At 32.3% G+C, this 22,764-nt stretch carries 23 protein-coding genes; 10 read left to right on the top strand and 13 right to left on the bottom strand.

The genetic code is table 11. The features are described from left to right. Nucleotides 1–15: 15 nt before the first annotated feature. From pgmB to B3M86_RS12160, 3 genes are all read right to left on the bottom strand, one after another. On the bottom strand, nucleotides 16–672 hold the full coding sequence (gene pgmB, locus B3M86_RS12170) for a beta-phosphoglucomutase (protein ID WP_291075989.1): 657 nt from the start codon (nucleotides 670–672) through the stop codon (nucleotides 16–18). Between the two features lie 5 nt (nucleotides 673–677). Beyond that, the gene (locus tag B3M86_RS12165) at nucleotides 678–2,024 is read right to left on the bottom strand and encodes an MFS transporter (protein WP_038331042.1); all 1,347 of its coding nucleotides are present in this window, start codon (nucleotides 2,022–2,024) and stop codon (nucleotides 678–680) included. Nucleotides 2,025–2,186: 162 nt separating this feature from the next. After that, nucleotides 2,187–3,206: a LacI family DNA-binding transcriptional regulator gene (locus B3M86_RS12160; RefSeq protein WP_038331040.1), complete on the bottom strand. Its 1,020-nt coding sequence runs from the start codon at nucleotides 3,204–3,206 to the stop codon at nucleotides 2,187–2,189. A gap of 224 nt (nucleotides 3,207–3,430) precedes the next feature. On the opposite strand from B3M86_RS12160, the gene B3M86_RS12155 reads away from it, so the two are divergent. The 6 genes from B3M86_RS12155 (at nucleotide 3,431) to B3M86_RS12130 (ending at nucleotide 13,031) form a co-directional block, all read left to right on the top strand. Then, complete coding sequence (locus B3M86_RS12155; protein WP_125349452.1) at nucleotides 3,431–6,349, top strand: SusC/RagA family TonB-linked outer membrane protein; 2,919 nt, start codon at nucleotides 3,431–3,433, stop codon at nucleotides 6,347–6,349. A gap of 10 nt (nucleotides 6,350–6,359) precedes the next feature. Continuing rightward, on the top strand, nucleotides 6,360–7,985 hold the full coding sequence (locus tag B3M86_RS12150) for a RagB/SusD family nutrient uptake outer membrane protein (RefSeq protein WP_038331160.1): 1,626 nt from the start codon (nucleotides 6,360–6,362) through the stop codon (nucleotides 7,983–7,985). A 1-nt stretch (nucleotide 7,986) separates the two neighbouring features. Then, a complete protein-coding gene (locus B3M86_RS12145) occupies nucleotides 7,987–9,012 on the top strand; it encodes a SusE domain-containing protein (protein ID WP_125349454.1) in 1,026 nt (341 codons plus the stop codon). 88 nt (nucleotides 9,013–9,100) lie between these two features. Continuing rightward, nucleotides 9,101–11,905 carry an alpha-amylase family glycosyl hydrolase gene (locus B3M86_RS12140; protein WP_291068675.1) on the top strand — a complete coding sequence of 935 codons (2,805 nt, stop codon included), beginning with the start codon at nucleotides 9,101–9,103 and terminating at the stop codon, nucleotides 11,903–11,905. A gap of 243 nt (nucleotides 11,906–12,148) precedes the next feature. Further along, nucleotides 12,149–12,385, top strand: a complete 237-nt coding sequence (locus B3M86_RS12135) for a sialidase family protein (RefSeq protein WP_257468011.1) — start codon at nucleotides 12,149–12,151, stop codon at nucleotides 12,383–12,385. Continuing rightward, entirely contained in the window at nucleotides 12,363–13,031 is a 669-nt protein-coding gene (locus tag B3M86_RS12130; RefSeq protein ID WP_349676201.1) for a sialidase family protein, read from the top strand. Before B3M86_RS12135 ends, B3M86_RS12130 begins: the two co-directional genes overlap by 23 nt. A 54-nt stretch (nucleotides 13,032–13,085) precedes the next feature. Here the strand turns inward: B3M86_RS12130 and B3M86_RS12125 are convergent, their stop codons facing one another. From B3M86_RS12125 to B3M86_RS12110, 4 genes are all read right to left on the bottom strand, one after another. After that, nucleotides 13,086–13,802 carry a TIGR00730 family Rossman fold protein gene (locus B3M86_RS12125; RefSeq protein WP_219033784.1) on the bottom strand — a complete coding sequence of 239 codons (717 nt, stop codon included), beginning with the start codon at nucleotides 13,800–13,802 and terminating at the stop codon, nucleotides 13,086–13,088. A 70-nt stretch (nucleotides 13,803–13,872) separates the two neighbouring features. Next, on the bottom strand, nucleotides 13,873–14,577 hold the full coding sequence (locus B3M86_RS12120; protein ID WP_291068673.1) for a Bax inhibitor-1/YccA family protein: 705 nt from the start codon (nucleotides 14,575–14,577) through the stop codon (nucleotides 13,873–13,875). 67 nt (nucleotides 14,578–14,644) lie between these two features. Then, on the bottom strand, nucleotides 14,645–15,328 hold the full coding sequence (pnuC, locus tag B3M86_RS12115; RefSeq protein ID WP_219033785.1) for a nicotinamide riboside transporter PnuC: 684 nt from the start codon (nucleotides 15,326–15,328) through the stop codon (nucleotides 14,645–14,647). Between the two features lie 103 nt (nucleotides 15,329–15,431). After that, nucleotides 15,432–16,061, bottom strand: a complete 630-nt coding sequence (locus B3M86_RS12110) for a 4'-phosphopantetheinyl transferase family protein (protein WP_286479202.1) — start codon at nucleotides 16,059–16,061, stop codon at nucleotides 15,432–15,434. A 74-nt stretch (nucleotides 16,062–16,135) separates the two neighbouring features. Here B3M86_RS12110 and ahcY point away from each other — a divergent pair, with 74 nt between their 5' ends. Together ahcY and B3M86_RS12100 are read left to right on the top strand one after the other, a co-directional pair. Beyond that, the gene (gene ahcY / locus B3M86_RS12105; protein ID WP_280049878.1) at nucleotides 16,136–17,449 is read left to right on the top strand and encodes an adenosylhomocysteinase; all 1,314 of its coding nucleotides are present in this window, start codon (nucleotides 16,136–16,138) and stop codon (nucleotides 17,447–17,449) included. Nucleotides 17,450–17,625: 176 nt separating this feature from the next. After that, entirely contained in the window at nucleotides 17,626–18,201 is a 576-nt protein-coding gene (locus B3M86_RS12100) for a hypothetical protein (RefSeq protein WP_280045485.1), read from the top strand. A gap of 21 nt (nucleotides 18,202–18,222) precedes the next feature. Here B3M86_RS12100 and B3M86_RS12095 read toward each other — a convergent pair whose 3' ends face one another. Next, nucleotides 18,223–18,849 carry a hypothetical protein gene (locus B3M86_RS12095; RefSeq protein ID WP_291075985.1) on the bottom strand — a complete coding sequence of 209 codons (627 nt, stop codon included), beginning with the start codon at nucleotides 18,847–18,849 and terminating at the stop codon, nucleotides 18,223–18,225. A gap of 158 nt (nucleotides 18,850–19,007) precedes the next feature. On the opposite strand from B3M86_RS12095, the gene B3M86_RS12090 reads away from it, so the two are divergent. Further along, complete coding sequence (locus B3M86_RS12090; protein ID WP_291047689.1) at nucleotides 19,008–20,012, top strand: aspartyl protease family protein; 1,005 nt, start codon at nucleotides 19,008–19,010, stop codon at nucleotides 20,010–20,012. 18 nt (nucleotides 20,013–20,030) lie between these two features. After that, on the top strand, nucleotides 20,031–20,333 hold the full coding sequence (locus B3M86_RS12085) for a PDZ domain-containing protein (RefSeq protein WP_291047687.1): 303 nt from the start codon (nucleotides 20,031–20,033) through the stop codon (nucleotides 20,331–20,333). A gap of 18 nt (nucleotides 20,334–20,351) precedes the next feature. Here B3M86_RS12085 and B3M86_RS12080 read toward each other — a convergent pair whose 3' ends face one another. The 5 genes from B3M86_RS12080 to B3M86_RS12060 form a co-directional block, all read right to left on the bottom strand. Further along, the gene (locus B3M86_RS12080) at nucleotides 20,352–20,942 is read right to left on the bottom strand and encodes a hypothetical protein (RefSeq protein ID WP_291047685.1); all 591 of its coding nucleotides are present in this window, start codon (nucleotides 20,940–20,942) and stop codon (nucleotides 20,352–20,354) included. Then, entirely contained in the window at nucleotides 20,932–21,363 is a 432-nt protein-coding gene (locus B3M86_RS12075) for an RNA polymerase sigma factor (protein WP_409410629.1), read from the bottom strand. Before B3M86_RS12075 ends, B3M86_RS12080 begins: the two co-directional genes overlap by 11 nt. Before the next feature lie 77 nt (nucleotides 21,364–21,440). Continuing rightward, a complete protein-coding gene (locus B3M86_RS12070; protein ID WP_291047683.1) occupies nucleotides 21,441–21,704 on the bottom strand; it encodes a hypothetical protein in 264 nt (87 codons plus the stop codon). 72 nt (nucleotides 21,705–21,776) lie between these two features. Further along, nucleotides 21,777–22,256: a DUF2938 domain-containing protein gene (locus tag B3M86_RS12065; RefSeq protein WP_291047682.1), complete on the bottom strand. Its 480-nt coding sequence runs from the start codon at nucleotides 22,254–22,256 to the stop codon at nucleotides 21,777–21,779. Nucleotides 22,257–22,334: 78 nt separating this feature from the next. Then, entirely contained in the window at nucleotides 22,335–22,742 is a 408-nt protein-coding gene (locus B3M86_RS12060) for an NUDIX hydrolase (protein ID WP_291047681.1), read from the bottom strand. Between the last annotated feature and the right edge of the window lie 22 nt (nucleotides 22,743–22,764).

Here is a 22,764-nt window from a genome sequence, read left to right as displayed (position 1 = left end):
ATGTAGTTTGTATAATTATTGATTGATTAATTCGACCAAGAAATCCTCTGAGATTTCAGTAAAATTTTTAAAGTTGTATTTCGCTTCATTCAAAACCGAAGCTTCTCCAATTCCGATGCTTGTCATTCCTGCTACATTTGCTGCTTCAATTCCTGCAACAGAATCTTCAAATACAATTGAATTTTCGTTTGTTTGATTCGCTTTTTTCGCTCCAACGATAAAAACTTCTGGATCTGGTTTTGCGTTAGAAACATCGTTTCCATCTACGATATCATCGAAATAATTTAGAATATTAACTTTCTCTAAAATTGGACGTGCATTTTTAGAAGCTGATCCCAAAATAATTGGTTGATTGTTTTCTTTTAGAAAGTTTAAAACGTCCATAACGCCTGGTAAAATTTCAGAATCGTCCATCTTATCAATGTATTCTAAATATTCTTTGTTCTTCTGAATTAACCATTCGTTTTTCTGCTCATCAGAAGCTTCAACATTTCCCAATCCAAGAATAATTTCTAATGATCGCACACGAGAAACACCTTTCAATAATTCGTTATGTTCGTGCGTAAAATCGATGTTTAGATTATTCGCTAATTTTTTCCATGCTAAATAATGGTACATTGCAGTGTCGACGATGACACCATCTAAATCAAAAATAAATGCTTTAGTTTTCAAAATGATTATGCTTTGATTGGTTCATCCACATCTTTTACGCGCGTTACAAAAAGTGCTGCAATAATTAGCGCAACACCGCTGGTAACAATGGCGAAAATTGGATTATCGTGATATAAATATTTTACAATTGGACCGCCTAACAATGCGTTGACGATTTGAGGCATACAAATGAAGAAATTGAAAATTCCCATGTAAACACCCATTTTTTTCGCTGGAATTGCTCCCGCTAAAATTGCATAAGGCATCGATAAGATACTTGCCCAAGCGATTCCTACTCCGATCATGGAAAGGATTAGTAATTTTGGATCGTGAATAAAATAGATTGAAATTAATCCTAATCCTCCACAAATTAATGAAATAGCATGTGTTGTTTTTCGACCAAATTTTAAGGCTATTGCTGGTAAAAAGAAGGCGAATATTGCAGAAATTCCGTTGTAAACTCCGAAGATAATTCCAACCCAATCCCCTGCTTTTTGGTACGTTTCTGAATGTGTATCACTCAAAGACAAACCGTACACATGATGAGCGATTGCAGGCGTAGCAAATACCCACATACCGAATAATGCAAACCACGTAAAGAACTGTACCAAACCTAATTGTTTCATCGTTTTTGGCATATTCCCAAAATCGGTAAAAATCTGTGTTAAGCTTGCTTTTTCTTCAACAATTGGTTCTCTACCTTCTGCTTTTTCGAAAGCGTCTAATTCTTCTGGCGAATATTCTTTTGTTGTAAAAATGGTAATTAAAACGGTTACAATAATTGCAATTGCTCCAATAATGAATGATAAAATTAAGTGAAACGGAACTTCTCCTTCCGCTGCAATACTTGAAACACCAAACCAGTTGCTCAAAATATAAGGCAACCACGAACCGACAACAGCTCCTAAACCAATAATTACAGTTTGAATTGAATATCCTAATGTACGTTGATCCGAAGGCAACATATCTGCTACAAATGCACGCATCGGTTCCATCGCGATATTGAATGAAGCATCCATTATCATCAAGAATCCAGCACCCATCCATAATGCAGGCATCAATGCCGTAAATGCACCTGCTTGTGGCATTAAGATTAATCCGAAAGAAGCCAATAAAGCTCCTACTAAAAAGTATGGTTTTCTTCGTCCAAATTTAGACCAAGTATTATCTGAATAATGACCAATAATAGGTTGAACAATCAATCCCATTAGCGGTGCAACAATCCAAAACCAAGACAATTCGTGCACATCGGCACCAAATGAACTTAGAATACGGCTCGCATTTGCGTTTTGCAAGGCGAAACCCATTTGAACTCCTAGATATCCGAAACTTAAATTCCAGATTTCAAGAAATCCTAATCTACGCTTTCTCATTATCGTAATTTTTTTATGTATTTTACGATAAGCGTTTTATGCTTATCAAAACTATATTTTTGTAATTTGAGAAGTAAAAATATGTTTTGATTTGTTTACAATGTTAAAACTTTTTTTTGGGATTATTGCAACTGTAACAATTATTTAACCAAAAAAAACTTACTAAATCGTTGTAGTTTCTCTGTGTAATAATTCTGTTCCGACAACTTCGGTAATGTAATGCTCATGCTCGTTTTCTGACTCTAATTTTTGAATCAATAAACGCGCTGCAATCTCACCCATTTTGAATGCATTTTGTTTGACTGTAGAAATGCTTGGAATTGAGTTCTTGGAAATTACACCATCTGTAAAAGCTATTAAATGTAATTCTTCTGGCACTTTGATTCCTTTTTTCAGTGCTGCTCTCAACACTTTTACGGCATATAATTCATTTACTGCCATTACTGCGTCAAATTTATTTTTTTCGAAAAACTCATCAATCATAGTGTCCAACTGACTCTCGTCTTCTACACGCAAAATCAAGTTTTCGTCAACTGCAATTCCATTCGCTTCTAATGTTCTTTTATATCCTTCGGTTCTTAAGCGTCCAACACTTATATAATCTGGCGTTGTGATAAAACCGATTTTCTTGCGTTCTTTACTTATAAAATACTGAATTGCTTCTTGTGTCGCAAGTACATCATCAATAATCACTTTATCAGTATAAACCTCACGCGTTACACGGTCGAACATCACAACTGGCATTCCTTGGTTGATGATTTCTTTGATATGATGATAATCTTTTTTGGCTTGAGTTTCTTTCGAAAGAGAAATCACAAATCCGTCTATACTACCCGCTGCAAGCATCTCCATATTAATCACTTCACGTTCGTACGATTCATTTGACAAACATATTAAGACATTATAACCATATTGATTGGCTAAATTTTCGATTCCACTAATTACCATCGCAAAAAAATCGTGAACGATTTCGGGAATAATCACGGCAATGGTTTTCGTTTTACGATTCTTTAGACTTAATGCTATATTATTCGGTTTGTAGTTGTATAATTTTGCAAATGCCTGAATCTTTTGTTTCGTTACAGCACTAATCTCTTCGCTATTTTTCAACGCCTTAGAAACCGTTGATATCGAAACATCTAACTCTTTTGCAATCTGTTTTAATGTCAAATTCTTTTTCATAATCTTCTTTCTACCTTAACCATCAATCTTATTCTACTAATTTCCGTCTTTTTTATTAAAAATTAACATGCTATAACAATTAATTTAATTATTTATTAACACGAAAACGTTTTCGTTTAACTAGTTAGTGTATTACATACACAATCAATCAATTAAACAACTTATATTTGGTAATGAGAAGTAAAAATATAAATTAATAATTAACGAAACAAAACAAAAAATATATGAGGATTTTAAAACAATCTCTTCTAGCATTAGTTTTATCAAGCCCTGCTATTTTATCTGCACAAACTGCGATAAAAGGAACAGTACAAGATAGCGCTAATAACACGGTTTTAGCTGGTGCAGATGTTTCGAACATTACAACAGGAGAATCGACAGTTTCTGATGAAAAAGGAAATTTTACATTAGAAGCGAACGATGGTGATATAATTGTTATCAGTTTTTTTGGTTATGACGATCAAGAAATAACTTTTGCGGGACAAACGCAATTACAACTTCGTATGTCTAAAACGACAGAAAACTTGAAAGAAGTAGTTGTAATTGGATATGGTACAGCTAAAAAAGAAGATGTCACAGGTTCTGTAAATCAATTAAATTCAGAAGATTTCAACAAAGGATCAATCACTTCTGCGCAAGAATTAATGACAGGGAAAATCGCTGGTGTTGTGGTAACATCTGCTGGTGGAGCTCCTGGTGACGGTCAAAACATTATCATTCGTGGTAATAGTTCGTTATCATTAAACTCTCAACCATTATATGTAGTTGATGGTGTTCCTTTATCTGAAGTAAATATTGGAGGTTCTCGAAATCCTTTGGATTTCTTAAATCCTAACGACATCGAAACGATGACTATTTTGAAAGATGCTTCTGCAACTGCCATTTATGGTTCTCGTGCTGCGAATGGGGTTGTAATGGTTACAACTAAAAAAGGAAAAGGAAAAAAATTCCGTTTTAATTATAATTCAATTACATCAATTTATCAACCAGAAGGTTATATTGATGTAATGAATGCAGATCAATTCCGTGAATTGGTAAAATCTGTAGGAACAGCTGACGAAATTTCTCGTTTAGGTAACGCAAATACAGATTGGCAAAAAGAAATTTATAGAACAGCTGTAGGTTTTGATCACAACTTTAGTGCAACAGGAAATATTGGAGGTAAAATGCCGTCTCGTTTTTCTATTTCTAACACAGATCAAGATGGTATTTTGAAAGGAGATAACATCAATCGTACAACAGCTTCTATGAACTTAAGTCCATCTTTCTTAGATGATCACTTAAAATTTGAATTGAATGCTCGAGGTTCTTATATCGAAAATCAATTTGCAAACAGAGGTGCAATTGGAGCTGCTTTAGAGTATGATCCAACTCAACCAGTTTATTCTGGAGCAAATATATTTGGAGGTTACCACACTTGGATGGACGGATCTGTTAAACACAATTTAGCGCCAACTAACCCAGTTGCATTAATCAACGAAAACAGAGATACATCAGAAGTTCGTCGTTTTGTAGGAAATGCAAAAATGGATTATAAATTACATTTCTTACCATCTGTTACTGCAACAGTTAATGTAGGTTATGATATTTCTAATGCGAATGGACGTAATGTAACAACTGCAAATATGCCAAACTCTTCTTTGACATGGGATGGTTCTAAAACAACATTTAGCGCACAATTCTACAACAAATTATTTGATGCATATTTAACATTCAACAAAGATTTTGGACAACACGGATTAACTGTTGTTGGAGGTTACAGTTATCAATACTTTAATACATACAACACCAATTACGATAGTGAATTAGAACAACAAGGTTCTGATCAATTTACATTCGTAGACCGTGATCACTATTCTTTACTATCATACTTCGGACGTTTAAACTATAATTTTGATAATCGTTACATCTTAACAGCTACTATGCGTGCAGATGCTTCATCAAAATTAAGCCATGACAACCAATGGGGTTATTTCCCTTCTGCAGCTATTGCATGGAATATCTCTAAAGAAGAATTCTTGAAAGGAAGTTCTGTTGTAAATGATTTGAAATTACGTGTTGGATATGGTAAAGTTGGTAATGTGAACGGATTAGGAAACTTCCAATTCTTAACGCGTTATCAAGGATCAGAATCAACTGCTTATTATCAATTTGGTTCAACATTCTATCAAACTTATCGTCCTCAACCATTTAATGGTGATTTAAAATGGGAAATTTCTAGTACATTAAATGCTGGTATTGATTACTCTTTATTCAAAAATAGAATCTATGGTACATTAGACGTTTACAAGAAAAAAACAAGTGATTTAATTGCGAGTGTTTATGTAGATCCATTTACAAACTTTGGAAATATGATCGATAAAAATATCGGTGATATGGAAAATAAAGGAATCGAATTTAGCATCAATGCTGATATCGTAAAAACAAAAGATTTTGATTGGTCTTTTGGATACAACATCGCTTTTAATGATAATAAAATTGTCAACTTACCTACTGATAATTTAACAGGTGGTATCGATGGAGGAACTGGTAACAATATTCAAATTCAACGTGAAGGAGAAGAACCATTTAGTTTCTACGTATACAAACAAATTTATGATGCAAACGGAAAGCCTATCGAAGGAGCTTACGAAGATTTGAACAACGACGGAATCATCAACGAAAAAGACCGTTATATTCACAAAAGTCCTTTCGCAAAAGTAACAATGGGATTCAATACATTCTTCCGTTACAAAAATTGGGATTTAAGTGCAACTGCTCGTGCTAATATCGGAAACTATGCTTACAATAACATGGCTTCGTCTAAAGGTTACAGCAAAAAAGCGACAGGAAATGGTCAAAACTATTTATCTAATGTGCTTTCAAGCTACTACAACACAGGTTTCACAAGTATCACAGAAACTAATTTGTTAAGTGACCACTTTATAGAAGATGCATCTTTCTTCCGTATTGATAACATTACATTAGGTTACAACCTAAAACAAGCAATCAAAGGATTAGATATTCGTCTTTATGGAGCGGTTCAAAACGTAGCTGTATTCACAAATTACAGTGGTTTAGATCCTGAAATTTACCGCGGAATTGATAATAGTTTTTATCCAAGACCGAGAACGTATGTATTTGGTTTAAATGTTAATTTCTAAGAAAACTACAATGAAAAAGATTAAAATTTCAACATATATTTTAGCTGCGGCATTGGCTTTCTCTGTTTCTTCATGTCATGATGATTTAGATTTAATGCCAAATGATCCAGATACTTATACACAATTTGATGTATTCAAAGATGTTGCTACTGCAAAATCTGCTTTAGCAAAAGTATATTCTTCTTTAGCACTTACTGGACAAAAAGGTCCAGCGGGAAGTGGAGATATTCAAGGTATTGACGAAGGTGCTTCTCAATATACTCGTTTAATGTTCAACTTAAATGTATTAACAACAGACGAATCTATTGTTGGCTGGGGAGATCCAGGTTTACCAAACTTGCATGAGATTTCTTGGGGAGCAAGTAACAGTTTTGTTGAAGCGATGTATTATCGTTTAGCACAAACCGTTTCTTTCTCTAATTCATTTATTGCAAACGCTGAAGCTTTATCAAGCACAACTCCAGAAGTGAAAGAATATGTAGCTGAAGCGCGTTTCATTAGAGCATATGCTTATTATAGCTTAATGGATTTATATGCGAATGTTCCGTTAGTAACAGAAGTTTCTTCTGAATTACCGAAACAAAGCAATCGTAAAGAGATTTTCACTTTCGTTGAAAGCGAACTAAAAGCTATCGAAGCTGAATTAAAAGCTGGTCGTACAAACGAATACGGACGTGTAGACAAAGCAGCTGCCGAAGCATTATTATCTCGTTTATATCTAAATGCAGAAACTTGGATTGGTGAAGCAAAATATACAGAAGCCATCACTTATTCTAAATTGGCTATGCAAGCTGGATATACGCTTAACATAACTGATGGAAATAAAAATGGTTCTGCTTATGACGAATTATTTTTAGCTGATAACAATACGAATGGCGCGCAGAACGAAGCTATTTTCGTTTTAAATTTTGACGGAAATAATTCTCGTACATATGGAGGTTCTACTTTCTTAGTAAAAGCTGCAATTGGTGGAAAAATGACAGCTGCTGATTATGGTGTAAATGGTGGATGGGGAGGTCCTCGTTCTACAAAAGCATTGGTGAATCAATTTACAGATGCTGTAACAACGAAAGACAGTAACGGAAATCCAACTGCATGGAAAGATAAACGTGCGATGTTCTTTACAGATGGACAAACATTTGAAATTAACAACATAGGTACATTTGGAGAAGGTTATGCTGTTTACAAATGGTCAAATAAACGTTCAGACGGAAAAAGTGCAAACGACGCAACAGGAGAATATGTTGACACAGATGTTCCTATAATTCGTTTAGCAGAAGTTTATTTAAACTATGCCGAAGCTGTTTTACGTGGAGGAACTGGTGGTGATCGTGCAACTGCATTGAGCTTAATCAACGAATTAAGAACTCGTGCATACGGAAATACATCAGGTAATATTACTGACGGACAATTAAACTTAGATTTCATTTTAGCAGAAAGATCAAGAGAGTTGTACTGGGAAGGAACGCGTAGAACGGATTTAATTCGTTTCAGTAGATATACAAATAATTACAATTGGCCTTGGAAAGGAGGCGTTCAAAACGGAACTTCTGTAGATGCTACAAAAGCTATCTTCCCAATTCCAAACAATATTATTGTCATTAATCCAAACTTAACTCAAAACCCAGGTTATTAAGATGAAAAATTTTATAAAATATATTTCGTTAGCTTGTGCGAGTATTTTTGCCTTAAGCGCATGTAACGATGATGAAGATATCATCAAATTAGATCCCTCAAATTTTGTTGCACCGAAAGTAGAAACACCTGCTTCATCAACAATTGAATTATTAGAAGAAAATGCTGCAAATACAGCAATGACATTTAATTGGAGTGCCGCAAATTATGGAACAAATACTCCTCCTAAATATGAATTACAAATTGATGTAAAAGGAGATAATTTTGAAAATCATCAAGTTCTTACTTCAACTTCAACATTAACAGCTGATGTTACCGTAAAAGAATTGAATTTAGCAGTTATTGCTTTAGGATTAGAACCTTTTAAAGAAGGAGAAATAGAATATCGTATTGTCTCTACAGTTGGTACTCCTGGTTCTCAACAGTTAATTTCTAATGTCAATATATTAAAAATAACGCCATATCCAACAGATTTATCTACAAATTGGGGTGTTGTTGGTTCTGCTACTCCTAACGGTTGGGACGGGCCAGATGTTCAATTTTGGAAAACTGATGTTACAAATGTATTTGTAGCGTATACAGATTTAAAAGCTGGTGAAATCAAATTCCGTCAAGACAACAAATGGGAGTTAGATTATGGTGGATCTAATGGAAAACTTGAAAAAGGAGGTAAAAACATCGCAGTAGATGCCGGTACTTACAAGATAACTATGGACTTAACAAATCTAACTTATAAATTAGATAATTATTCTTGGGGATTAGTAGGTGACGCTACAGCAAACGGATGGGATGGTCCAGACCAAAAATTGTCTTATGATGGTACTTTAGATGCTTGGACTATTACTACAACATTAAAAGATGGAGAATTTAAATTCCGTTTAAATAATGATTGGGGAACAAATTTTGGTGGTACAAGTAATGCAGGAGAATTAACAGACAAAGACGGTACTAACATCAAAATAAAAGCTGGGAAATATAAAATCACAGCTAATTTCAACAAGAAAACTTATACAGTAGAAGCTCAATAAAATTTTTTCTCATCAACAAATAATTTTTTAAAAGCCATTAAAATTCAATTACGTTTTTTAATGGCTTTTTTCTAAAACTACACAAAACATGAAAAACATTCTATCTATTTTAATGCTTTTAATGGTAATATCTTTTACCAAAGCACAAATTACAACAACTCCTTCACCACCCGAAGCAAACCAAGCAGTTGTAATAAACTTCGATAAAACAGGAACAGGTCTTGCCAATTATTCAGGAGATATTTATGCGCATACAGGCGTAACTATTGATGGAAAACAATGGGAAAATATAATTGAAAGTTGGGGAAATAATACCACTCAACCCAAATTAACTTTCGTTTCTGGATCAACCTACAAATTAGAAATCCCTACATCTATTTATCAATTCTATGGAGTTGATACTTCTAAAAATATTACAGCAATAGATGTTGTTTTTAGAAGTGCAGATGGAAAACAACAAACTACGGATCTTTCTATTTCGGTAGGTTCTTTCAAAGTTACTTTAACTAATCCGCTCGAAAATTCAATTACAAATGTTTCTTCAGGATCAAGTTTTAACATCAAAGCGATAGCTACAAAATCTGCTAATTGGACATTATCTGCTAACGGAACTCAAATTGATGCATTAAATAATTCAACTTCTTTTGATAAAAATTATACCATTTTACAAAATCAGAATTATACATTAAATGCAACTTTTAATGGTCAAACAATAAGCAAATCTTTTACAATTAATATCAAACCAACGGTTAAAGATGTAGCCATTCCATCTAATTTACATGAAGGAATTAATTATTTGAATAATGATTTTACAAAAGCATATTTGGTTTTATACGCTCCACAAAAAGAGTTCATTCATGTAATCGGAAGTTTCAATAATTGGCAACTTTCTGATCAATATGTGATGAATCGAGATACAACTAACAAGGATTTATATTGGATTGAATTATCTAATCTTAAAGCAAGTGAAATCTATACGTTTCAATATCGAACAAGTGATGGAATCAAAACTGCAGATCCTTATTCGACTTTAGTTTTATCGCCTTATGATGATCCGTATATTACCGCAGCAACTTACCCAAATATGCCTGTATATCCTACTGGACAACAATTTGAAGTTTCGGTTTTACAAACAAATCAAGCAAAATACAATTGGAAAGTTTCAAATTTCAATCGCCCAAATAAAGAGAATTTGATGATTTACGAATTATTAATTCGTGATTTCAATTCGACAAAAACATGGCAATCTTTAATTGATGATTTTGATTATTTCAAAAAATTAAACATCAACGCAATCGAAGTTATGCCCGTAATGGAGTTTGAAGGAAATATTTCTTGGGGTTATAATACAGCTTATCATCTTGCTTTGGATAAAGCTTATGGACCAGCAGATAAAATGAAAAAGTTCATCGATTTGTGTCATCAAAATGGAATTTCAATCATTTTAGATGTTGCTTTAAATCATGTTTATGGTCGATCTCCGTTGGTTAGAATGTGGATGAATGATCCCGACAATGATGGTTTTGGAGAACCAACTACTACAAATCCTTATGTTAATCAAACCTCAAAACATAGTTACAATGTTGGATACGATTTAAATCATCAATTAACACCAACTCAAAATTATGTACAACGTACATTAAAACATTGGATTGAAGAGTTCAAAATTGATGGATTTAGATGGGATTTAACAAAAGGATTTACACAAAATTGTACACCTTCTGATGAAACTTGTACAAACGGATATCAGGCTGATCGTGTAGCAATTTTAAAAAAATATGCAGATATGCAATGGACAATTGATCCGAATTCCTACATCATTTTTGAACATTTAGGAAATAATGGTTCAGCACAAGAGGAAACAGAATGGGCGAATTATCGCATTAACGAAGGTAAAGGAATTATGCTTTGGGGTAAAGCGACTAATAATTTTAATCAAAATACAATGGGATATGCTTCGGATAGTAACTTTGATTGGTTGAAGCATACTGTAAAAGGTTTTACGAAAAAACATTTGGTTGCCTACGCAGAAAGTCATGATGAAGAAAGAATGATGTACAAGAATTTACAATATGGTGCATCATCAGGAACTTATAATGTAAAAGATTTAAAAACTTCTTTAGAAAGACAAAAAGCTTTAGGTGCCGTTCTATTTACGATTCCTGGTCCTAAAATGTTGTGGCAATTTGGAGAATTAGGATATGATTATTCGATCAATCATTGCGAAGATGGAACAAATAATGACGGATGTCGCACCAATCCAAAACCTATTCCAAGCGAAATTGGTTACTTAACAAATGCCGATAGAAAATCTGTTTATGAAGTTTGGTCAAAAATTATTGGTCTTAAATTAAACAACAAAGTTTTCGAAACTGATAATTATACAATTACATCTGGAGATTTAAAACCGCGTATTCAGATTACAAATAATTTATTATCGTCGTCTGATTTATATGAGGTAATTGTTATTGCAAACTTCACAACAAGCACTCAAGCAATTGCGCCACTTTTTCCATTTACAGGAAATTGGTACAATTTGATGGACGAAACAACGCTGAATGTCACCAATACAAATTCATCATTTACAGTTAATCTAAATCCAGGTGAATTTAGAATTTTCGGGAATGCAAAAGCAAATTTATCAACAGATAATATTGAGGTTAATTCAGAAAAAATCTCTGTAACTCCAAATCCAGTTTCTTCCTCTTTTTCATTAAATATTAATTCAGAAAAAGTAAAAATTTATGATTTATCAGGAAAGTTGGTCAAAGAATTTTCAGGAAAATTTTCAGCAATACATCAATTTAACATCAAAGAATTACCAAAAGGTATTTACATTCTTGACATTGAAGCTAAAAATCGAAAATCGTCGGCGAAACTGATTAAAAATTAATTTTAAAAAAAGCCATTAAAATTCGTTTTGATGGCTTTTCATTTTCACAAATCGTTGAAAAATCAATAACTTGTCGGTTAATTTACACCATGACAAAAAAGAAAAATTCTACTTGCCATTTTTTCCTTCGCTTATACGCTGGGATTTGCCCAAACCAACAAACAAGTTTTATTTACAATCAAAAATCAATCGGATGTCAAATGTTATCGCATTCAGAGTATCATTACATCAGCAAAAGGAATATTGATTGCGGCAATCGACGAGCGTGTTCCAAATTGTGGCGATTTACTTTACAATCCTAATATCAATATTGTGATTAGGAAAAGTGATGACAAGGGAAAAACATGGTCAGCAATCAAGCGAGTTATCGATTTTCCAGATCAAGAATCTGCTTCTGATGTATCGATGGTTTTGAATGAAAAGACAAAAGAAATTTATCTTTTTTACAATTACATGAATCAAAAAAATTGCGAAAAATGAATTTCGATTACATTTTGTAAAAAGTGCTGACAATGGAGAAACGTGGTCAAAACCTGTTGATATTACAGACCAAATTACGCCAACGGAATGGAAAAAAGATTTTAAATTCATTACTTCTGGTCGTGGCGCATACACAAAAGAAGGTTGGATTTTGAATACATTGGTTCGATTGAAAGACGGTGTTTACGTATTCGGAAGTAAAGATCATGGAAAAACGTGGGAACGAATTTCGAGTGTTGCAGATAAAGCAGACGAAACAAATATTGTACAACTTCCGAACAAAGATTGGATGTTAAATGCGCGCGTTCAAAATGCTGGTTTCCGTAAAATATTTATCTCAAAAGATCAAGGAAAAACGTGGGTTTCTAAAATGGAAGAACAATTAATTGATCCAATTTGTAATGCATCGACATTAGTTTTAGGAAAAAATATTGTGTTTAGTAATTTGCATGATTCAAAAGATCGTCAAAATCTGGGATTGAAAGTAAGTAAAGATCAAGCGAAAACATGGAATTTTATCAAAACTATTGAACCAAATTCTTCGGCTTATTCCGTTTTAACGAATATATCAAAAAATAAAGTTGGTATTTTTTATGAAGCTGATGATTACCAAGATATGTTTTTTGAAGTAGTTGATTTAAAATAAATTCAATCATAAAAATATAAAAAAACCTCATCAAATGATGAGGTTTTTTGTTGCTTAAAAATTAAGCTTAATATTATATTTTTCGTAGAAATTCTCGATGTGAGCAACTGCTTCTTCTGCTGTATCAACCAAACGGAAAAGATCCAAATCTTTCTCAGAAATATAACCTTCTCTCAAAACTGTTTCTTTGATCCAATCAATTAAACCTGACCAATATTCAGTTCCAACTAACACAATTGGGAAACGTCCTGTTTTCTTCGTTTGTACCAATGTCATCGACTCAAATAATTCGTCTAACGTCCCAAAACCTCCTGGCATTCCGATAAATCCTTGTGAATATTTCACAAACATTACTTTTCGTGCAAAGAAATAATCGAAATTAATTTCATATTCACGGTCGATATATTTGTTCAAGTCTGTTTCGAAAGGCAATGTAATTCCCAATCCAACAGAAGTTCCTCCACCCTTTTGCGCTCCTTTGTTTGCAGCTTCCATAATTGCCGGACCTCCACCAGTAATTACACCAAAACCTATTTGCGTTAATCGATACGCAATGTCCTCTGCTAATGCATAATATGGATGATCTGGAGAAGTACGTGCCGAACCAAAAATAGACACGCAAGGTCCTATTTTAGACATTACTTCGTAACCATTTACAAACTCTGCCATAATCTTGAACAACGCCCAAGAATCATTTATTCTAATCTCATTCCAATCTTTTGGTCGAAACGGAGATTGTATTCTATCGTCTTCTTTTTCTTTATCTGTCATAGTATCTTAAATAAAAAAACCGCAACAAAAATGCTACGGTTCAATATACAAATTTATTGTTTCTTCATGATTAATCTCTACTCATAAAAATTCTCGAAATATACCAAAACAATAACATTAATGAAGCAAATAACGACAATGCCGCTGCAACATACTGTTGTGTTCCGAACTCATATTTTAATTGGTGAGTGTTGTACAAAATTGCTCCACCAGCTAAGGCGCACATTCCAACTGAGAACCATAATCCTAGATCGAACCCGAATAACATCCCTGCAATAATCAATCCAATTGCTAAGAAAAATCCTATAGTTAATGCTCCTCGTAAAATAGAGAAATCTGCTTTTGTTAAAAATACAATAGCTGACAATCCTACAAATAATCCGCCTGTTACTACAGCTGCTTGTTTTATCACATAAGTTCCGCCATAATACAATGCGATGTAAAGCATTGGTACAAAAATTAAAGCTTCTGCAACTATATATAAAAAGTAGCCTAAATATTGTTTAGATTTTGAAATCGATCCGTACGCCATTTTTTGAGCAACCCATGTAATTCCCATGAAACCTGCTAATAAAATAAGCCAAAGATATCCAGAAGTTAAACTCAACATGAAGCTTACTAATGCTTCTGATTTTAACATCAAAGATTCGATTAAAACAAATACCAAAACTCCTCCAGCAACGTGTCCGTAAGTATGTTTATAGAAATTTGCCCTTTCTACGCTCGTTGCCTCTGCAACCAATTGGTTTTGTTGATATACGTGTTGATTTTCCATATTCGTAATTTTTATAGGTTTTTCAAATTCAATTTATAAGGCTAAAATACTAATTTTAAATTATTTCTTAGCTCACTATTTTTTGGGAGTTTTTTACTGATTTTATCCAATCGATTAATCCGATAAATGATAAAATCAATAAGACAATATATTGCACAGAAGTGATAACTGCTCCTTTGTAAATCATTAATGGAATCATGATTAAATCGCCGATAATCCAGAAATACCAGTTATCAATTTTTCGTCTCGCCATCATCCACATTCCAATCAAAAAGATAGCGGTCGTCGAAGCGTCTACAAAATCAATTTTGGAATAATGTAATTTACATTGGTTTATAAAACTGAAATCAAAACCATTTTGAATAACTGGACGAAAATAATAAATCGTCAAAATAAAGATAAAACTCAACGCGAAAAGTAAAGTTGCGTACAGATATTCTTTCTTCGTTGCCCACGAAACATCGACATGTTTATGATCTGCTTCGAGATTTTTTTGCCACAAAATCCAACCATAAATCGCCATCGAAGTATAGTAAACATTAATAATTGTTTCACCATATAATCCCCAATTAAAAAATAAATAAATGAAAATAAATGTTGAAATAATTGTAGTTGGATAAACCCAAATATTGCGTTTGTAGGTATAATAAACTGAAATAATTCCGAAGAAAGTTGCTATCGTTTCGAGCAAAATATTCAGCGTAGAATAGGTTTTGTAAGGCGCAAGGATGTAATCAATAAAATCGTTCATTGTTAAGTTGTGAGTTGTGAGTTGTGAGTTGTGAGTTAAAAATAATTCATTCTAAATCGTAAATCAAAATTCTAAATTCGTAATTCTAATTTCTAGCTTCAATCTATTCATAATCCAACACCCAAACCAAATAATATTCACCAATCATTTTATAGAATGCATGATATTTACGAGATTTCACATCATCCGAAATCCAACAAATAAATTGTTTATTTTCAACTAATTCAAATTCTTCTGCACGATAATGATTCAGAAAATTCCAAAGATTTCCACCATTCAATTTGTACAAACCTTCTTTCATTCCCCAAATTATATGCAGATATTCAGTCTCGTGCTCATGAGGAATCCAAGCTATTTCATCTGGACGCGCAAACTTATGTTTGATGTTCAAAATTTTTCTTGGTCGAGCCAATTCAATATCAATTCCAATATTATATTCGCTCACGCCAACAGAAACCAATCCATAGGAATGTGTAATGGAAATTTCTTTATTTGTAGGTAAAAAAGGTTTTCCACGTTCGTCATAATTTACATCATAATCCAAGTCCAATTTCTTTAGACAAGCGCGCAAACCAAGATATTCTCTGGCCTGTTTAGGTCGAAGATTATTATATTTTTCTATCCTATAATCCTCTAAATGAAGATATTCTAATAATTCTTCATTCGATTCTGTTACATTCCACGTGATAATGCGGGTATGTTTAAAATCGTTAATATAATCGATAACGGGCATTTTATTAATCGAAATTTGTTTGTAAATTTGTTCCTTATAAACTTTAAAAAAAAGTTAGTTAAATATATCAATTGATGGATACAAAAACGCAATACATTCCATACAAAGTTAAAGATATTTCTTTAGCTGAGTGGGGAAGAAAGGAAATTACGTTGGCTGAGGCAGAAATGCCTGGGTTGATGGCTATCCGTGAAGAGTACAAAGCTGCTCAACCTTTGAAAGGTGCTCGCATTGCAGGTTGTCTACACATGACAATCCAAACTGCAGTATTAATCGAAACGTTGGTTGCTTTAGGAGCTGATGTTACATGGTCGTCATGTAATATTTTCTCTACACAAGATCACGCTGCTGCTGCAATTGCTGCTGCTGGGATTCCTGTGTATGCTTGGAAAGGGATGAACGAAGAGGAATTCGATTGGTGTATCGAGCAAACATTATTCTTCGGAGAAGATCGCAAACCATTAAACATGATTTTGGATGATGGTGGAGACTTAACGAATATGGTGATTGATCGTTACCCAGAATTGGTTGCTGAGATCAAAGGATTATCAGAAGAAACGACTACAGGTGTACACCGTCTTTACGAAAGAATGGAGAAAGGTACATTGCCTATGCCTGCAATTAACGTAAATGATTCTGTAACAAAATCTAAATTCGACAACAAATACGGATGTCGCGAATCTGCAGTAGATGCTATCAAACGTGCTACTGACTTGATGATCGCTGGTAAACGTGTTGTAGTTTGTGGATATGGTGATGTTGGTAAAGGTACAGCGGCTTCTTTCCGTGGTGCTGGAGCAATTGTTACAGTAACAGAAATCGACCCTATTTGTGCTTTACAAGCATCTATGGAAGGTTACGAAGTAAAAAAATTAGATACAGTGGTTGCAAACGCTGATATCGTAATTACGACTACTGGTAACTTTGGAATTGTACGTGCAGAGCATTTCGAGAAAATGAAAGACAAAGTAGTTGTGTGTAACATTGGTCACTTCGATAACGAAATCGATATGGCTTGGTTAAACGGAAACTACGGAAACACGAAAGAAGAAATTAAACCACAAGTTGACAAATACAACATCAACGGAAATGACATCATCATTTTGGCTGAAGGACGTTTAGTTAACTTAGGTTGTGCAACAGGACACCCTTCTTTTGTGATGTCAAACTCTTTCTCTAACCAAACTTTAGCTCAAATCGAATTGTGGACAAATTCATCAGCTTACAAAAATGAAGTATATACTTTACCTAAGCATTTAGATGAAAAAGTTGCAGAATTGCATTTAGCTAAATTAGGAGTAGAATTAGAAGTTTTATCTCAAGAACAAGCAGAATACATTGGTGTAACGGTTGAAGGACCATTTAAACCAGAATATTATAGATATTAATTAATTTTAATTCAGAATTTTTATTTGAAAAAAGAAAAAAGCACTTAACTATATGCCCTCGCCCTGAACAAGCGAGGGCTTTTTTGTTAGTCTTTATTTCCAAATAGACAAACAACGCTTAATCATTTTTAAAACATTATCTTTAAATCATTATTGAATAATTTTCATTACTGATTATGATTAAAAAATGTTTACAACTTGGATTCGTTTTAATTGGTTGTTCTTCACTTTTTGCACAAACCGAAAAACCTTCAGAAATATTCTGGAAAAATCTCGAAAAACATTGCGGTAAAGCTTACGAAGGCAAATTGCCTGAACATATTACGCGCGATGATTTTGCGGGTAAAAAATTAACCATGCATGTAAAAAGTTGTTCTACAAACGAAATTAAAATTCCGTTCAATGTTGGTGATAATTATTCGAGAACGTGGATTTTGACTAAAAAAGATGGAATCATCACGCTAAAACACGATCATCGTCACGAAAATGGAACTTCGGAAACAATTACATTTTATGGAGGAACAAATACAAATTATGGTTTCAAAGATTTCCAGATGTTTCCTGCTGATCAAGAAACTGCAAGGTTAATAGATTATGCTTCGACAAATATTTGGTGGATTACCTTGGATGATAAAACGTTTAGTTACAATTTGCAAAAAGCAGGTTCTAAAATACCTTTCAACGTCTATTTTGACTTGACAAAAGAAATTGAAACTCCGCCAGCACCTTGGGGTTGGGGAACACCTCGATAATAAAAGAGCTTTTCAGCTCTTTTATCTTTTTATCAATAAATCAGCATTTATAGATGGTTTTGCTCCCAAAGGATTTTTCTCAAAACCTCCATTTGTCGTTAAGTTTCTTGTAAATCCATTCGACAAAATAACACCACTTAAACAAACAAATTCATCAACCAATCTTTTTGTTATCAAAACACTTATATAAAATTCATCATTATAACTAATATTATCATCGGTTAAATCAAGTTTGTACGATTGATTTACAATATCACTTGGAGAAATCTCAATATTATTCTTTTCAAAAAATACATTATCAACAGGAGTATTTTTAGACGATTTATATAGTTTTAAATTTAATTTAAAACTTTCTTCTTTTGGAGGATATGAAAAATTAAAATTAATCGCTTTTACAATAAAATCTTTCTTAGGAGCATTCACCTGAATAAAACTTTCTATGATCGGTTTATTCCATTTTACACTATCTTTTATTGTAGAAAATTGAAGGCAAATACTTTTAGATTTTGTTTCTGGACCAACACGTTTCAAGCGAAATTTGCTTTTATCATACAAAATCGTTTCGTGTAATTCTATCGTATCTTTTTTATAATCTTGCGCATTTGCAAACGTTATAAAACATAAAAAAAAGAAGTAAATTTTTGTCATCTATTGGTTTTAAAATCATTTATCAATTTTATAAAATATAGATGTTCAAAATTCATAAAGGTTACACAATAACATGTTAAAGTTTCAATTTGGATATTAAGAATAATTTTATTATCACATCATTTTTTTGCATAATTTTAATAAAAACTGAAATTTGAATGAAAATTAGATTATTACTTTCAATAATTTTTGTGTTTACTTTTTTACAAATTCATGCACAAAAAAAGGAACTTTCTTTGTCTGAAAATGTAAATAAAGAAACTATCTCATTTCAATTTATCAAGAATTTAGTTGTTGTTCCAATTACATTTAATGGTCATCAAATGAATTTCATTGTAGATTCTGGACTTAAAGAAACTATTTTATTCAGCCAATATGACAAAACAATCAACAAAAACAATCTTCGCCAAATTAATTTAAAAGGTCTAGGAAAAGATAATGCTGATACAAAAGGATTTTTTTCATCAAAAAATCAAATCGTTTTAGGTCAAAATTATTCTTCAAACAATATGGATATTATCGTGATACAAGACGAGAATTTCAACCTCTTTTCTCGGTTAGGAATTGATGTTCATGGAATAATTGGTTCTGAATTTTTTAAAAACTATCCAATTCAAGTAGATTATGCAAAAAGAAAAATCACCATTTATAAATCTATTCTTGAAGTTAAAAAATTAAAGAAATTTCAATCAAATCCATTAGAAATAAGTCCAGAAATAAAACCTTTTACAACTGTTGATTTTACGCATCAAACAACTTACACAAATCAAAAAATGTTGATAGACATTGGAAATAGTGATGGTTTGTGGCTTTTCGAAAATCAAATTGAGAATTTAGCACCTTTACAACATGTATTTTCGGATGAATTGGGCAAAGGTTTTAATGGTTCTATTAATGGCAAACGTGGAGTTATAGATGCCGTAAACTTAGATAAATATAAACTTAATCAACCTTTAATTGCTATTCCAGACATCGAATCGATCCAATATCTTAACTTAAAAAATAATCGAAAAGGTTCTATCGGCAATGAAATTTTGAGAAGATTTACAATTATTTTAGATTATAAAAATCAGTTGTTTTATTATAAACCGAATCGAAATTTCAAAGATGCTTTCCACTACAATAGAAGCGGATTAACGATAATTCACGATCAATTTGAGTGAAAAAAAACATCGGTTAGAATGACATTCAACACAAACGATGTTGATAAAGACAATGGTACTACAACACAAAAGATGAATTACCAATTTGAAATGAAACCTGTTTATAAAATAGAAGCGGTTCGTAAAAAATCGAATGCAGATTTAGTAGGTTTGAAAGCAAATGATATACTTACAAAATTGGATGGAAAACAAGTGAATAAAATGAGTTTAAATGATATCGAAAAATTCATGATTAAAAATGAATTTCAGCAAATTTCTGTAGAAATTCTCCGAAATAATGTTCCAATGAAATTTAAGTTTGTACTTGATATTCCATATTAAAAAAAGAGTAACTTTTGGTTACTCTTCTAATTGATGTAATATATTTTCTAATTCTACCAGATTCTTTTTATAATAAGTAGAAATCCACCATTTTAATAATAAAACGCAAATTAAAACATAGAAAAATAGTGTAAGAAAAATATAAAGATAAAACTGAAATTTGTATTCAAATTGCAACGAGTTTGGATGCTGGATATACGAAATACCAATAACCATCAACACTAAAATAGAAATCAAGTACGAATAAATACTGTAAATATCAATCGCAGATTTGTAATTATAATAAAACCAATTGATGTTCTTTAGCGAATTATATTCCAAATGATAAGATCGTTTATAAAACTTGAAAATATAAATAAACGGTACCAAAAAAGACAACGAAATACACAACAATGTCCACCAAATTGTTGGCGTATTTGCATCAAATAAGAAAGGAAAAGCATATAAAAACAATAATCCTAATGATTGAAAATAAAATTCTTGTTTCAATGTTTTTCTTACTTTATCAATAATGGTATTTGCTTCTTGATTAAGTTCAAGATTTGGATCAATTTTCACTTCATCTGAAGATTGATTGTCCCATTGTTTTTGTAATTCATCAAAATTCATAACCGTATTTTTTTATGATGATTTGTATTTTTTCTTTCGTTCTGTTCAATTTCACACGTGCATTTACTTCCGAAATTCCCAAGTTGATACTAATTTCCTTGTGATTTTGCCCTTCCAAAAACAGAAAAATCAATGCTTTCTCTACTTTATTTAATTCATGAACTGCTTTGTAAAACAATTCGAGTTGCGTTTCTTTTTCACCAGAATCCACCTCATCTACTTGATCAATATTTTCTAAAAAAGTATGACGATCTGCTTTTCTCTTTTCTTTTCTAAAATAAGTTAACGCCGTATTCAACGAAACGCGGTACATCCATGTCGAAAATTGAGACTTACCTTCGAAACGATCAAAAGATTTCCATAACTGCAAAACAATCTCTTGTATCAAATCATTTTGATCTTCAGAATTATCCATATACATCATAGCGATTTTGTGTAAAATCCCTTTGTGCTGATCGATTAATTCTAAAAAAAGAGTTTGTTTAGCTTCCAAAATCGTTACTTTATTTTTTTCAACGCAACTTGTTCATCATCGATAAATAAAATACAATTGACTCCGAAAAATTCTTGCAAAATATTTACTTTGATATTTAACTTTTCATCTTTAGAATTTTTCAAATGCCCCGTTAAAATTGGCGCAGAAAAATAGTTAATTTGATAATCTTGTAATTTGTCATTTACAAAAAGTTTTTCGCCAGAAAACCAATTATTCTCGATTCTGATAACATTATTTTCAACTGTTGCTTCCCAAATAGATTTCATCGTTTAATTATTTTAGTGTTTACTAGTAAGTAGAAAAAAAATAAAAACGTTACAAACTTTTTTGAAAAATATTTAGAATAGAGAAAGAATTAATGCAGAAATGTATAAGCCAAAACCGAAAATAAAATGTGTGAGTAAACTGCGAAAACGCATTACATTTGGCGATGGAAGTTTGGAAGATGCAAGTCCGAGCCCAAATGCTGGTTGCATAATAAAAAAAGGTGCTACAATTGTAAACAATCCTACAAATAAAGCGGGAAAAACGGTCGGATGATTTAACCATTCTACCCCAAAAATCACGACTAATAAAATAGAAAATGTAATTCCGATTAAGTAATGCGCCAACCAACCGATAAAAATTTCATTTTGAATTGGTTTTGAATCAAATATTTTATCATGTGTAAACTTTCCATTTGCAAAATGTCCAATCCAACGTCCTACAAATCTATAATCCAAAGATTTAATATTGAATAATTTCAAAATAAAAGCCCAAATATCCATCACAATTGTTGCACCAACGCCAACCAATATTGTTTTTATAATTATCTCCATCGTTTATTTTTTTAATAAAGATAGATTATTTCTTAATTAATGCAACTTAATCGCATTAATATATTTCAAAATATTTCCTTAAAATTTCATTTCTAACCAAATCGGTAAACTGAATTCTTCTAATAAATGAGCCAATTGAAATTCTTTGTAGTTTTCTTTCGTTATCCACGCCATTTCTTCTATCTCAGAAGCGATTTTAAGCGTTTCTAATGATTTTAATTTAACATGAAATACATTTGCATAAACTTCGGTATTAACTTCATTAACGGCAATAGAAGTGTGTTGCCCTAAAAATGAAACATCGTGCTGTAGAATATCAACATTAATCTCTTCTAAAAATTCGCGTCGAAGTGTGGTTAATAATTCTTCATCTTGTTCTCGTTTTCCACCAACCATCTGAAAAAATTTCGATTTCTTTTTTCGGACAGCTAACATTCTACCCGTTTCATCTGTAACCAAGGCGTTCACCAAATAAATATGATTCATTGTTATGCGTTATGCGTTATGC

This window comes from Empedobacter sp. UBA6305, from assembly GCF_002440405.1.
Classification (GTDB): Bacteria; Bacteroidota; Bacteroidia; order Flavobacteriales; family Weeksellaceae; genus Empedobacter; species Empedobacter falsenii_B.
This window is presented reverse-complemented; position numbering and strand designations above follow the sequence as displayed.

Excerpts from the sequence above, each read along its gene's own strand:
- pnuC (WP_219033785.1), bottom strand. The coding sequence starts at position 15,328 with ATGAACGATTTTATTGATTACATCCTTGCGCCTTACAAAACCTATTCT.
- B3M86_RS12155 (WP_125349452.1), top strand. The coding sequence starts at position 3,431 with ATGAGGATTTTAAAACAATCTCTTCTAGCATTAGTTTTATCAAGCCCT.
- B3M86_RS12065 (WP_291047682.1), bottom strand. The coding sequence starts at position 22,256 with ATGGAGATAATTATAAAAACAATATTGGTTGGCGTTGGTGCAACAATT.
- B3M86_RS12165 (WP_038331042.1), bottom strand. The coding sequence starts at position 2,024 with ATGAGAAAGCGTAGATTAGGATTTCTTGAAATCTGGAATTTAAGTTTC.
- B3M86_RS12110 (WP_286479202.1), bottom strand. The coding sequence starts at position 16,061 with ATGCCCGTTATCGATTATATTAACGATTTTAAACATACCCGCATTATC.
- B3M86_RS12085 (WP_291047687.1), top strand. The coding sequence starts at position 20,031 with ATGACATTCAACACAAACGATGTTGATAAAGACAATGGTACTACAACA.
- B3M86_RS12125 (WP_219033784.1), bottom strand. The coding sequence starts at position 13,802 with ATGACAGATAAAGAAAAAGAAGACGATAGAATACAATCTCCGTTTCGA.
- B3M86_RS12150 (WP_038331160.1), top strand. The coding sequence starts at position 6,360 with ATGAAAAAGATTAAAATTTCAACATATATTTTAGCTGCGGCATTGGCT.
- B3M86_RS12120 (WP_291068673.1), bottom strand. The coding sequence starts at position 14,577 with ATGGAAAATCAACACGTATATCAACAAAACCAATTGGTTGCAGAGGCA.
- B3M86_RS12070 (WP_291047683.1), bottom strand. The coding sequence starts at position 21,704 with ATGAAATCTATTTGGGAAGCAACAGTTGAAAATAATGTTATCAGAATC.
- B3M86_RS12160 (WP_038331040.1), bottom strand. The coding sequence starts at position 3,206 with ATGAAAAAGAATTTGACATTAAAACAGATTGCAAAAGAGTTAGATGTT.
- B3M86_RS12100 (WP_280045485.1), top strand. The coding sequence starts at position 17,626 with ATGATTAAAAAATGTTTACAACTTGGATTCGTTTTAATTGGTTGTTCT.
- B3M86_RS12145 (WP_125349454.1), top strand. The coding sequence starts at position 7,987 with ATGAAAAATTTTATAAAATATATTTCGTTAGCTTGTGCGAGTATTTTT.
- B3M86_RS12095 (WP_291075985.1), bottom strand. The coding sequence starts at position 18,849 with ATGACAAAAATTTACTTCTTTTTTTTATGTTTTATAACGTTTGCAAAT.
- ahcY (WP_280049878.1), top strand. The coding sequence starts at position 16,136 with ATGGATACAAAAACGCAATACATTCCATACAAAGTTAAAGATATTTCT.
- B3M86_RS12060 (WP_291047681.1), bottom strand. The coding sequence starts at position 22,742 with ATGAATCATATTTATTTGGTGAACGCCTTGGTTACAGATGAAACGGGT.
- B3M86_RS12075 (WP_409410629.1), bottom strand. The coding sequence starts at position 21,363 with ATGTATATGGATAATTCTGAAGATCAAAATGATTTGATACAAGAGATT.
- B3M86_RS12080 (WP_291047685.1), bottom strand. The coding sequence starts at position 20,942 with ATGAATTTTGATGAATTACAAAAACAATGGGACAATCAATCTTCAGAT.
- B3M86_RS12140 (WP_291068675.1), top strand. The coding sequence starts at position 9,101 with ATGAAAAACATTCTATCTATTTTAATGCTTTTAATGGTAATATCTTTT.
- B3M86_RS12090 (WP_291047689.1), top strand. The coding sequence starts at position 19,008 with ATGAAAATTAGATTATTACTTTCAATAATTTTTGTGTTTACTTTTTTA.